We start from the raw sequence: 12992 nt of genomic DNA on the forward strand, positions 1-12992 counted from the left end.
AGGGCGCAGACTTCTTATTTTTGTTTGCGCCCTCAGCTTTTTACATGAAAATACTAGACCGATATATTCTTTTTACGTTCGTAAGAACATTCCTGAGCATCTTCACTATTTTGATGTTCATTTTTGTTTTACAAAGTGTCTGGTTATATATACAAGAACTAGCAGGTAGAGACCTTGACTTTGATGTCATTATAAAGTTCTTACTTTTTGCGATGCCTAGTCTTGTAACCCTAGTACTTCCACTATCGGTTCTTCTTACAAGTATCATGACCTTCGGTAACTTTGCCGAAAACTATGAGTTTGCAGCAATGAAATCTACTGGAATCTCACTACAACGCGCGATGAAGAGCGTCATTTATTTTGTGATTTTTCTTGCGATATCTTCCTTTCTATTTGCAAATCATGTAATCCCTGCTTCTCAAATTGAGTTCAGAAATTTACGTAGAAATATAGGTAAACTTAAACCTGCCATGCTTATACGTAGCGGACAGTTTAACGAGATTACAGAAGATTTTAATATGCGTGTGGCTGAGAAATATGGCGATAGAGATCAATACCTCAGAGACATTGTAATTCATCAAGCCGAAAAAGGAAGACTAGGAAACTATACCGTTATTATCGCTTCTGAAGGCGAACTCATAAGTTCTATAGACTCCCCTACGCTTTCCTTAAAACTTACGGACGGTAATTACTATACCGAAGTTCAAAAGAAAGATTATAAGGAGCGCAAGAAAGAACCTTTTGCAAAGAGTTATTTTGAGACATACACACTTAATATTGACTTGAGTGAGCTAGATGCTGTTGACCTAGACGATAAGGATATCAATAACAGCTACCAGATGATGAATATCGTCTTACTAGACTCTAGCATCATAGAGCTATCAAAGCGTTATGTGGAAGATAGAACTACCTTTAGCGATAAGTATATACACAAGGCAAACTTAACATCACTAGACTCTCTATATTCTGGAGTTACTGCTCAAGATAAGGTGGTTAAAGACACGCTGCTAGAAAATTATGAAGTAAAAGATCGTGTGCGTATATTAGAAATTGCAAAGTCTAATTTAAACAACACTGTCGCAGATCTTGAGAATCGAAAGAACAAACTCAAAGTAGATGTAAAGCGCCTGAGTAAATTTGAAATCTCTCTGCACGAAAAGTACGTGTTAGGGTTTAGCTGTATTCTACTCTTCTTTGTAGGTGCCCCTCTAGGTGCAATCATTCGTAAAGGAGGATTAGGACTTCCTATTGTAATTGGCGTAGTTCTATTTCTCACATTCCATTTTATAGGAATCTTTGCAAAAAACAGTTCAGAAAACAACTCTATAAGCCCATTTTTTGCTAGTTGGCTCAGTACATTTATATTGTTACCACTAGGTGTTTACCTTACTTATAGAGCAACTACAGACCAAGGAATCTTTGACGTAGATATTATTCCTAAGCCTATTAAAAGATTATTTGCTAAAAAGAAGGAAGAGACCATCATCACTCCTACAGTAGATAAATCATACGTTCTCACGGAAGACGAGATACAATTATTAGACTCCTTTTCTTCTAATCAACTTAAGGACGTAGTAAAAAATTACAAAGATCTAGGGTACTCTAACGATATGCGTTTAGCCGCCATAGACAGACTTGATCAATTAGGCATCACTATAGAACACCTAAGAGTTCAAGGATATTATCAAGACAGCAAATAACTTTTTGCGCTTAAAACTTACATACAAAACAAAGGTGTTCCCGTATCTTTGTACAAAATATTACCTATGCAAAAGACAGCATCTACAAGCATCCAACTACATACTATTGAAGAAGCCATTGAAGATATTAAAAATGGTAAAGTAATCATTGTAGTAGATGATGAGGATCGTGAGAATGAAGGAGATTTTCTAGCTGCTGCAGAAGCAGTGACACCAGAAATGATCAATTTTATGGCTACTCATGGTCGCGGTCTTATATGCACGCCTATTACAGAAGATCGTTGTGAAGAGTTACATCTCAACATGATGGTGACGAGTAATACAGATCCTATGGAGACTGCTTTTACCGTATCAGTAGATCTTAAAGGCAATGGAGTTACAACTGGAATATCTGCCTCAGATAGATCAAAAACAGTACAGGCACTAATAAACCCAAATACAAAACCTTACGATTTAAGTAGACCAGGACATATCTTCCCGCTTAAAGCGAAAGAAGGAGGTGTACTACGTCGTACTGGACATACTGAAGCTGCGATTGATTTTGCAAGACTCGCTGGTTTCAAACCTGCAGGAGTTATTGTGGAGATCATGAATGCAGACGGAACAATGGCTAGATTACCACAGCTTCTAGAAGTTGCCAAAACATTTGATCTAAAGATAGTCTCTATTGAAGACCTCGTGGCTTATCGTATGAATCACGATAGCCTTATTGATAAAAAAGAGGACTTTGAGATTAAAACACGTTTTGGAGATTTTAGACTAAGAGCGTACGAGCAAACTACTAATGACACCGTTCACATAGCTCTTACTAAAGGTGGCTGGGAAGATGATGAGCCCGTACTTGTAAGAGTAAACTCAACTCAAATTAATAATGACCTGTTAGGCACACTTACAAACAATCCAGATGCAAAACTAGACGATATGTTTCGTGCGGTAAATGAAGCTGGAAAAGGTGCAATTGTCTTTATAAATCAAGAGAATGCAAGTGCAAATCTTTTAGGAAGATTAAGTGAACTAAAAACATTACAAAAGGAAGGAGAAATGAAAGCTCCTAACGTAGTGATGGACTCAAAAGATTTTGGCATAGGCGCACAAATCTTACATGACCTGCGCATATCAAAAGTAAAACTAATGACTAATAGTGAAGGCCTTAAACGTATAGGCATCGTAGGCTACGGTCTTGAGATTGTAGAACGTGTAGGGTATTAAAAAAGTATACCATGAAAATTTTTAATTTTTTTATATTCACTTTATTTATCTTTTTTACGACTACTTCGACCGGTCAACAAAGGGGACTATTAAACGTTACCTTAAAAGATGGCAGTGAAAACATAGATTTTTTTATACAGAAAAAGGACATATTCTATGGAAAACAAACCAAGAAAAATATAAAAGCTACAGATATTGAATATTTCACTCTTTTATCTGACTCTCTTCAAGAAAAGCATTCGATACTTCGCACTCCTACTGATAAAATTAAAACAACATGGTTTGGAATAAAGTATTATGACAGAGGAGATTTTGAAATTTACGAAAGCTATAATCCTTTTAAAAAAAACTATTCCGACTCTTTAAGACGGGAAAAGTTCAACAAAGGTATTAGTGTTCGCATAAAAAGAAAAAACGAAGAGTATCTTCATGAATTAATTTTCATGCATGGGTTTGGTTATAAAGGCTGGAGAAAAAGGTTTAAAAACTTTTACGAAAATTGCCCAGAGCTTTTAAAAATAATGAGACAAAATAAAATTTCTAAAATGAATTTATCGGCTATTACAAACTTATATATTGAGCATTGTAACAATTAACTCTGAACAATATTCTAATCATTATATAAATGAAAGCTTTCATATCTCACATTGAGATGGCTTTTTTTTGAGGTACAATTACGCTTTCGCAAAAGCGTAAAAAACAAAATCCCAAATTTCAATAGCTTATGAAATTTGGGATTCTTTATATATAGTGTCAAATTGCTTGACTTGTGCGCACAAAAAATGGCAAGCTACCTACATCACACCGCTACGACCATCTACCCTTGCTGCGTTCCCACCCTGGGGGATTCGACAGGAGCTGGTTGTGTAGGACTTGCCGCTGCAAAGATATAGCTTCTTTGAGAAGTCGCAAGGTTTTTTTGCCCGATTTTTTGTTTTAAATTGCCTTAAAATTCAACATCACATGACAGCATACGCTAAGCACCTCATTCTATTACTTTTACCACTTCTCATCATAGGCTGTGGTGATAAAGGATCACTAAATGGAAACTTCACAATCGAGACTAGTGCCATTAAAAATTCTATAAAAAATGGTGGAGAGATTGCTATTTCGCTTAAAGCGAAAAAAAATATCGCAATAGACTCTGTCGTTTATGATCTTGACGGACAGCGCTTAGGTAGTAATAAAGACAGCGGTAAATATATCACTACGCTTACTTCGCCAAAATTAGGCGGCAGAACTTTAACCGCAACCATCTCTACTCCAGATGGAACTACAACTGCTACTCAAAAAATAAATATACTGCACACTAAAGCTCCTAAAGTATATGGTTATAAAATCATAAATAGATATCCACACCAAACAGATGCTTACACACAAGGATTAGAATTTGTAGGAGATACTCTTTATGAAAGTAATGGAAGCTATGGCGAGTCTACACTGCGAAAACTTGACTATAAAACTGGCGAAGTACTTAAAGAAGTAAAGCTAGACAACTCTTATTTTGCAGAAGGAATGACGATTATAGGAGACAATATCTACCAACTCACATGGCAGGAAAATACAGGCTTTATCTACAATAAAGATACCTTCGAGAGGACTGGTACATTTGCTTACAATCAAAGTAAAGAAGGCTGGGGACTTACAAATGATGGTACGGTTATTTATAAGTCTGACGGAACTAGTAAAATCTGGACGCTAGACCCTGCTAACCTTTCTGAGCAATCATATATTGAGCCTACGCACAACAATGGAGTTATGTCTCAATTAAATGAACTTGAATTTATTGATGGAAAAATTTACGCAAACACCTACCAGCGAGAGTCGATAGCTATTATTGATCCAAAAACTGGCGCATTAGAGGCTCTTATAAATTTGAAAGGACTTAATAAAGAAGTTCAATCGGGACTAGACCCAGCAAACGAAGTTCTTAATGGAATCGCTTATAAAGCAAATGAAGGTCGTCTATTTGTAACTGGAAAACACTGGAACACCTTATTTGAAATAGAGATTGTAGAAAAGTAAGAAGTTCCCTCATTCACAAAGGCAGTTCACTCATTATGACTATTGGCAAGATGCTTGATTAACTAGATTTACATCAGTTAATCAAGACATTATGAAAAAGCCTATCGCCATTACAATCCCAAAGCCATGTCATGAAGACTGGACTTCAATGACTCCTACAGAGCAAGGAAAACACTGTGCTGTATGTAGTAAAGAGGTCATTGATTTTACATCACACACTACAACACAATTACGTGATCATATAGTGAGTGGAGATTCCATTTGTGGTCGTTTTAGAAAAGACCAGCTAGGTACTCCCCTATCATTAACTCGTCATAAAGGCCGCAGTTTTGCCCAATATGCAGCTTCTTTGTTAGTGCCTATCGCGACATTTTCGGCTGCAGAAGCAGTATCTCAAACCACAGAAGAGATTTTTATTACTGGAGACATAGCACCCGTTGAATTACCTATTACTGCGTATGACAGTTTAGGAATTGGTTCGCTTTCGCGAAAGCATAAAACTCCACAAAAACTAGTAACAATAACAGGTAAAGTGACCGACATGACTGACCCGCTTCCTGGAGTGAACATAACCGTTCATGGAACTTCAAGAGCTTATCAAACAGATTTTGAAGGAAATTATAGTCTCAAAGTGTATCCTGGAGAAACGATTAAGTATAGCTTCTTAGGTTACGAACCACGTACAATACTCGTAGGCTCACAACTTGAAATAAATGTGAATTTTAAAGATGAGGATCAAAACATGCTTTTAGGAGAAGTTCTCATACTCGATTACAAACAAATTAAGAAAGAAGAGAGAAGAGAAAAAAGGCGTCTCAAGAAAGAAAAAGGACACTAAAAACACTACACTTAATGCGTTATATTTGTTACAAACTACATTTACATGCGCAGTATATACCTACTCATCGTCCTTGCTGGAATTATAACCTTTAGCTCTTGTCGTAATGATTTTGAAACAACAGCAAGCACGGGTAATCTTGAGTTCTCTAGAGATACTATTTTTTTAGATACTGTTTTTACAAACATAGGCTCGAGCACCTATAATCTTAAAGTATATAACCGCAGTGATGAGAATATTTCAATTCCTAGTGTGCGTTTAGGACTAGGTGAATCTTCAAATTATAGACTCAACGTAGATGGAGTGCCTGGTAGAACTTTTGAAAACGTAGAGATTCTTGCAAATGATAGCATCTTTGTTTTTGTAGAAACTACTCTTGATATAAATAGTGTAGGCGATGGTTCTAATGAGTTTTTATATACAGATATTATAGAGTTTAATAGCACAGGAACAACGCAACAAGTAGATCTTGTAACCTTGGTTAAAGATGCTATATTTCTTTTTCCAGAACGTGATGGAGCTACTGGAATACTAGAAACACTTACCGTAAATAATGTAGAAACTTCGCTAGAAGGACGCTATCTCATGGATGATGAGCTTACTTTTACAAATGATAAGCCTTATGTCATTTATGGATATATGGCTGTAGGAGATCCTAATGGAATTGACGCTAAAACGCTCAATATAGAAGCTGGCGCACGCATACACTTTCACGCAGATAGCGGCTTACTCATTGCAGACAACGCGTCGCTACAAGTAAACGGATTATTAAGTACAGATAGCGAGCTTCTTGAAAATGAAGTCATTTTTGAAAGCGATAGACTAGAACCCGTTTTTTCTAATGTTCCAGGACAATGGGGAACTATCTTACTTACAGATGGTAGTATAAACAATACCATCAATCATGCGACTATTAAAAATGCCACGGTAGGGATTCTCAATGAGTCTAGCGCAAACAACTCAGCTACTCCAGGTTTAACACTTAGCAACACTCAGATTTACAATGCATCTGCTGTTGGGTTACTCAATAGATTTTCGGTAGTGGAGGCTTCTAATACTGTGATTAATAACTGTGGCCAGTTTGCTATGCTTATACAACTAGGCGGTAGCTACAATTTCACGCATAGCACCTTTGCAAATTACTGGACGCAAAGTTTTAGAAATACGCCCGCAGTATTTATAGACAACACACTTCTAAGTGGGGACACTCTTTTAGTAGGCGAACTTGCTCAAGCTAATTTTACAAATTGTATTATCTACGGTAATCAGGATGAGGAGCTAGGTTTTAATAAAGATGACGGCGCTCCGTTTAACTTCAAGTTTACAAATACTCAGATTCGTTTTGATGATGATTTTGGAGATTTTAATGAAAATCCGTTATTTGATTTTACAAACGTAAGCCTCTATCAAGACATTATAAAAGGTGGAGATCCAGATTTCTTTGAGCCTACAGAAAACATGCTTCAAGTAGGAGAAAACACTGCAAGCAACGGTCTCGGACTTCAAAGTGCTTCAAACCAATTCCCAATAGATATTATAGGCACGAGCCGCACAAGTAATTCAGACTTTGGGGCCTATGAAAGTGTTGTGTTTCCTGAGTAACTTGTTACAAACTCAACCCTATTAAAAACGCACCATCACTCCCTCCTAGTGCTCCTTGTCCATACACATAGTCAAAACGTAATAGCCTAAATTTACCCCAACCTACATTTCCTATTCCTACGGTAAATTCTCTATAAAACGAGCTTTCATTTGTGCTAAGCACGTGTGCACCTGCAATAAGATTAAAATTAAGTTTATTTACTAGCGGTATCTTTCCTAGTACCCAACCTCTAAAATTATGCTCAACATGTCCTTCTACATACCCTTGGTTCGTACTACGTTCATAATAAGGTAAGGCATTAAATCGATTGAGGCGTGATGGCTCAAAAAAGAGCGAGCGATTACCATTAAAATGCTGTCTATCTATAAAGCTCACACCTTTTGCAGTGCCTAGGAAGGTCCCAGCACGCACATCATAAGACATTCTACCCTTATTACTCACATTAAACTCCTGCTGAGCGACAACACGAAATTGGTCAAAGTTATAATCTGCTATAGAAGCTCCAAATCCTTTTTCATACACTAAGGTAAGTGATGGATATTTTTCTGAAGTAACATTGAATTTCCCACTAGGATAGCTGTAATATTTCTGACCAAAATTTGCCGTTGCACTTAGAAGCAACTTCCCGATGGAGTGCGCTTCAAAAGCTCCGTTCTCAGTATCAAAAGAATTGAGCGGATTATTACTGGTATACTCACGATCTTCTTTCGGGAAGAATGTTTGGTCTGTAGTATTAAAAACAGGCTTACGCTGCTCGTAAGCAATAATGGCGTTTGCCCGCAAGCCATTCACTATTTCTTGTCCATAGTATAGTTGTGCAAATTCCTTTTCGTAATATTTTGCTAAGTTCTCTTCTTGGGTTAATGTGAGGTATGAATTTATAATAGGGCGTATAGGGTCTGCATTATTTACTTGTAAAATATCAACTCCTCCCGTAGCGCTTATAGTGGCTCTATTAGTTCGATTAAAACGCCTAGTAAATCCTAATGTGTAACGCAAACGATCTTCTGAGAATCCATAGTTCGCTTTCGCGAAAGCGGAAAGAGATTTACTATAATCTTCATCACTCCAACTAGAATAAGTTGCCTGCATGGTTCCGTTCCAACCTTGAACGGTATTAAACTGAATATTCTGGATAGGTGGCGTGATTCCAAATCGCCATTTATTATAAGTATCTGTATAAGAATATCCAAAGATGGGCGAAGTAATCTTAAATCGATTGCCTCGGTCATCTATAGAATCTAGGTACTTCTTTGATTTTCTTATAACCTGTATGCTATCTTTCTTTACATAATCATTTATTTCAAGTGACGTTAAAGGCACGGGACGACTGCGCTCCCAGAACACACTATCTTTTTTATTTGCCTGATCTGCAAAAGACAAAATCTCTGCCGAAAAAGAATCCTTCGTAAACTGAGGAGCAAACTCATAATCAGAATAAGCTGCTGTAAATCTACCATCACCTTTAAGTCCTAAAAAACCAAAGCTAAAATCAATGACTTGTGAGATTTTTACCCACTGACTAAGAGATTCCTCATATTTAAAATTCTGCTTAAAGTTGAGATTTTCAATAAATGGCACTTGAATCGCACTACCATCCGTTTGTAAATCTACGCCATAAAGTTGCCATGAATCTTCTACAATATAGATAGTTCCAGTAAATACGCGGTCGTTTTCTCTGCGTGGTGCAACTGTTATTTTATTAATGAGTTGGTCGTTTTCAAAGAATGTTCCTTCAAGAGTATACTTATAATAAGAAAATGCATTGCTGGCGATAGGAGAAATTATCTGCGTATTGAGATCTAGGGTATTTTCATAAAAAGAGAAATTTGCATCGCTCGCAGTATTAAAGCTAAAACCATTATCATCACCACTCACTTTGCTAGCTACAATCACCTCACTAAAATTATCTGGACGCTGATATTTAATATTTGAAATAGTCTCACTTAAATATATTATACCTGTGCGTGTAGAATCTAAGCCTCCTCCCAGATCACCTACTTCTTGACCTAAAATTTTATCTGGAGCATCTTTTACCTGCCACAGTCCTCTAGAGTAAAAGGAGGCCGTATACGCTCCTATCTTCTGTAAATTCTTTTTTCTTGAGGCTATTGCTCCTTGTATAATGCGATCTGCGGGATTTACACCAGCTTGCACGATTACTTCATCTAGGGATGTAGAAGATTCATCCATTACAACAGAAACTGTCATTTCTCCAGAATTTACCTCCACTTCCTTTATAACCGTTGCGTAGCCTAGAAACTGAAAGGTGACATTTAATGTTTCTCCTTGATCTATTGCCAGTAATTCTAGAGCGTATTGCCCATCACCATTTGTGGTAGTACCTCGGTTAGTATTTTCTATAAACACATTTACAAAAGGAAGCGCCTCACCTTCTTTACTTACTACAGTACCTGTAATCTGTGCAGCTGTAACAAAGGAAAAGAGTAGTATAATAACTAATGTAAAGTATGTGCGCATGTGATTGTATTAGAAAGTAAAATTATGAATTACTAAAGATAAGGTACTGAGCACAAAGCCATATACGAATCTGGTCTTCATTATCTTTCTTAAGTAATGCTGTGATGTTTGGGTGGTCCACCAACTCGTTAAAAAATCGCTTAACCTCGGTATCGTCTATCTCAAACCTATCTTTTATAAAATAGGCGTGATATTCATACAGACTCTCATAGACGGCGATTTGCTTATCTATCTCCACATAATGTTTGAGCTTTTTAGTTCGGCCCGTGATGGCATTAATTATAGGGTCTACTTGTAGACTGCCACCTAATAAACTAAGTAGATGAATAGGCTTAAAATCTCCAGCTGTATGTAACCTACGCTCATTTGCAGTTGGGATTTTTTGTTCTCCCTGTACAATTCCTACGCTCTGTACTGTTATATCCGGCTGTTCCTTTATAATCACTTCATCTAGCTCATTTCTTTGTTCTTCTAATGATATAGACAGCAAAGGTTCATTTGCAAGCTGCTTGTGTATGATAACAAATTTCTCTTTGGCCGAAACATGGGATACAAGTAATACATCACCCACATCCACTTGTAGCCAGAATATTCCGTTATTATCTGTAGTGGTACTCCCCTGTGAGTTGAGATTAGTTACGTGAGCAGACTCTAGAACTTTATCTTCAAGAGTAACCTTTCCTTGCATAGACATAGGAAACTGTGCAACAACTTGGAAGGTGATAAATAATAAGAGTAGAAGTAATCTTAAACGCATAGAGTAAAGTACTCTATAAAAGACGTTATAAAATTATAAATAGTTGCCTAACAAAATGTTAAACTGAAAAAATGAGTTTTAATTATTAAAAGACTTCTTGATGCGATCTAAGTTTTTCTTGTTATCTCGATCTTTTATAGTTTCTCGTTTGTCGTAGGTTTTCTTTCCTTTTGCAAGTGCAATTTCAAGCTTTGCAAATCCTTTTTCGTTTGTAAATAAACGTAGTGGTACAATAGTAAGACCTGATTTATTTAGCTCACGTTCCCATTTTTTGAGTTCGCGTTTGTTGAGTAATAATTTACGTTGATTCTTAGGCTGATGATTAAAATACGTCGCATGAGAATATTCTTGCACCGTCATATTAATCACAAACATTTCTCCATGATCATTAAACTCACAAAAACTCTCTGCGATGGAGGCTTTACCTTCTCGTATTGCTTTAATCTCTGTACCCGCAAGTACGATTCCAGCAACGAGCTTATCGAGTAATTCATACTCAAAGCGCGCCCTTCTATTCTTTATGTTAACCGTATTTGACATTATAACAAATGTACAAAGTTGAAAAGAAATCTAACCTGAAATTAATCTTCAAATCAAAAAAATCATCTCTTGACTCCTAGTCTTATTTTTAACAACAAAGAGATTGTATTTTTGTAGCCTTAACGCAAGCCATTGTAAGAAGTAATTATTTCTAACGACCACACCACTCAGAAAACCCTTTATATGTTTCGATTTCTTTCGGCGATTATCTTATTATTCATTATCACAAGTTGTTCTCAAAAAACACCTACTGCACAAGCGATTGTAGATAAGGCCATAGCAGCTTCTGGAGGTGCTCAAATTGAACATGCTAGTATTCATTTCAAGTTTAGAGATTTCTACTATAGAGCCACTCGCAATGAAGGTTTACGCACTTTAGAACGTTGTACGGATGCTGAATGCCAAGTACAACAAGACGTTATAAAAGATAATGGAGAATTTGTACGCTTTCGCGAAAGCGCACCTATCCCAGTAGCAGATAGCATGAAAAATCGTTATGCAAATAGCGTTAACTCTGTTCATTACTTTTCTGTACTTCCATATGGGTTAAATGATCCAGCAGTAAGAAAAAATCTAGTGGATGAAGTTACCGTAAAAGGCGAGTCTTATTACCGTATTAAAGTAGCATTTGCACAAGAAGGTGGTGGTGAGGATTTTCAAGATGAGTACATGTACTGGATTCATAAAGAAAATTACAACGTAAATTATCTTGCTTATAATTATCAAACTTCTGAAGGTGGCACTCGTTTTAGAGAAGCTTACAATGAACGTATCATAGAAGGAATACGCTTTGTAGATTATCGCAATTACAAACCAGAAGAGCAATTTCCTGCGCTTACCACGCTTGATAATCTCTTTGAAAACAACAAACTCAATCTTTTAAGTAAGATTGAGCTTGAGAATATCACTGTAACTATCTGTCCTGATAATTGCTAGTCTACTACCGTTGAAATATTTTTTCTATCGATTATCTCTCCCGTTTCATCATTTACAACAAGTTGTACGTGGTAAAGATGGAAATACTCAGACTCATCAATATCTTTAAAAGAGTTTTCACCTAATGCAGCATTTGCAAAATTAGGAGTGGTATTGCTATGACCTACCACTACGATATTTTTACCTGCAGTATCCATTTTAAAATCTTCTGAATATAAATCTGCTGGGTTATAGGATTGTATCTCAACATTATTTGCCACAGCAGTAGGTGCTGCAGTGTGCATTGTACGTATATAGTCTGTTGAGTACACAGCATCAATATCCTTATCTGTAAAATAAGCCTTCCATCGCTCTGCTCTTTCTTCTCCTTCTATTGTCAAGTCTGGATTACGATTACTAGGATCACTCAAATCTTTTTCTGCGTGACGAATAAAGTAATAGTTTGTTGTAATCGTGTTAGAAGGTGATTCCTTCTTTTTCTGACCATCACAGCTTAAGGTTGTTGCAGTAACAACAAAGAGAAATAATAGAATGCGCATCATAATAATTTATTTTATACTCAAAGATACATTTTTGTAAGGTCTCTTATAAACAACCGACATATATAGTGTCTTGATACTTAGTTTAAGTAACATAGATAAAATCTGCTATGAAAAAGCAAAATCCGCTTCCATAATTGGAAGCGGATTTTGTGATTTATAGGTATGGCAAGACGTAGAGTTATGCGCAAAAAAAAACACAACTTACGTTGTGTTTTTTTTCATTTTCTCTACATAGAGAAATACTGTACTAGCGTATAGGAAGCTATTAAGAATGTGGAGAATATTACATATACTCCTAAAATTAAATTTCTTCCTTGCCTTGGATCTTGTAATTGTGTTGTGTGTACTTGAGTTTTCATAA

General features: G+C 36.4%; 12 protein-coding genes and 1 other RNA gene. 7 read left to right on the forward strand and 6 right to left on the reverse strand.

All coding sequences use genetic code 11. The features are described 5' to 3' along the window. Window positions 1-44 precede the first annotated feature (44 nt). From ACJJVU_RS12340 to ACJJVU_RS12350, 3 genes are all read left to right on the forward strand, one after another. Window positions 45-1700: an LptF/LptG family permease gene (locus ACJJVU_RS12340; RefSeq protein ID WP_405225909.1), complete on the forward strand. Its 1656-nt coding sequence runs from the start codon at window positions 45-47 to the stop codon at window positions 1698-1700. 66 nt (window positions 1701-1766) lie between these two features. Then, on the forward strand, window positions 1767-2909 hold the full coding sequence (gene ribB, locus ACJJVU_RS12345; RefSeq protein WP_013749709.1) for a 3,4-dihydroxy-2-butanone-4-phosphate synthase: 1143 nt from the start codon (window positions 1767-1769) through the stop codon (window positions 2907-2909). A gap of 11 nt (window positions 2910-2920) precedes the next feature. Then, a complete protein-coding gene (locus tag ACJJVU_RS12350) occupies window positions 2921-3505 on the forward strand; it encodes a hypothetical protein (protein WP_405225913.1) in 585 nt (194 codons plus the stop codon). A 184-nt stretch (window positions 3506-3689) separates the two neighbouring features. Here the strand turns inward: ACJJVU_RS12350 and ffs are convergent. Further along, window positions 3690-3788: signal recognition particle sRNA small type (ffs, locus tag ACJJVU_RS12355), an RNA gene on the reverse strand. A gap of 84 nt (window positions 3789-3872) precedes the next feature. On the opposite strand from ffs, the gene ACJJVU_RS12360 reads away from it, so the two are divergent. From ACJJVU_RS12360 to ACJJVU_RS12370, 3 genes are all read left to right on the forward strand, one after another. Further along, on the forward strand, window positions 3873-4934 hold the full coding sequence (locus ACJJVU_RS12360) for a glutaminyl-peptide cyclotransferase (RefSeq protein WP_405225916.1): 1062 nt from the start codon (window positions 3873-3875) through the stop codon (window positions 4932-4934). 91 nt (window positions 4935-5025) lie between these two features. Next, complete coding sequence (locus tag ACJJVU_RS12365; RefSeq protein ID WP_405225919.1) at window positions 5026-5772, forward strand: carboxypeptidase-like regulatory domain-containing protein; 747 nt, start codon at window positions 5026-5028, stop codon at window positions 5770-5772. A 45-nt stretch (window positions 5773-5817) separates the two neighbouring features. Next, complete coding sequence (locus ACJJVU_RS12370) at window positions 5818-7374, forward strand: hypothetical protein (RefSeq protein WP_405225922.1); 1557 nt, start codon at window positions 5818-5820, stop codon at window positions 7372-7374. 4 nt (window positions 7375-7378) lie between these two features. Here ACJJVU_RS12370 and ACJJVU_RS12375 read toward each other — a convergent pair whose 3' ends face one another. From ACJJVU_RS12375 to smpB, 3 genes are all read right to left on the reverse strand, one after another. Then, window positions 7379-9856, reverse strand: coding sequence for a DUF5686 and carboxypeptidase regulatory-like domain-containing protein (locus ACJJVU_RS12375; protein ID WP_405225925.1), 2478 nt, complete (start codon window positions 9854-9856; stop codon window positions 7379-7381). A gap of 22 nt (window positions 9857-9878) precedes the next feature. Then, entirely contained in the window at window positions 9879-10613 is a 735-nt protein-coding gene (locus ACJJVU_RS12380; RefSeq protein ID WP_405225928.1) for a hypothetical protein, read from the reverse strand. Between the two features lie 78 nt (window positions 10614-10691). Next, a complete protein-coding gene (smpB, locus tag ACJJVU_RS12385; protein WP_405225931.1) occupies window positions 10692-11153 on the reverse strand; it encodes an SsrA-binding protein SmpB in 462 nt (153 codons plus the stop codon). A gap of 183 nt (window positions 11154-11336) precedes the next feature. On the opposite strand from smpB, the gene ACJJVU_RS12390 reads away from it, so the two are divergent. After that, window positions 11337-12089 (forward strand): DUF6503 family protein, encoded by a 753-nt coding sequence (locus ACJJVU_RS12390; protein ID WP_405225934.1) that lies wholly within the window; start codon window positions 11337-11339, stop codon window positions 12087-12089. Here the strand turns inward: ACJJVU_RS12390 and ACJJVU_RS12395 are convergent. Further along, on the reverse strand, window positions 12086-12631 hold the full coding sequence (locus ACJJVU_RS12395; protein WP_405225937.1) for a SixA phosphatase family protein: 546 nt from the start codon (window positions 12629-12631) through the stop codon (window positions 12086-12088). The two genes, ACJJVU_RS12390 and ACJJVU_RS12395, sit on opposite strands and share 4 nt — an antisense overlap. Window positions 12632-12858: 227 nt before the next feature. After that, window positions 12859-12990: a hypothetical protein gene (locus tag ACJJVU_RS12400; protein WP_405225940.1), complete on the reverse strand. Its 132-nt coding sequence runs from the start codon at window positions 12988-12990 to the stop codon at window positions 12859-12861. Window positions 12991-12992 lie beyond the last annotated feature (2 nt).

Source organism: Dokdonia sp. Asnod1-B02, from assembly GCF_045063955.1.
Lineage (GTDB): Bacteria > Bacteroidota > Bacteroidia > Flavobacteriales > Flavobacteriaceae > Dokdonia.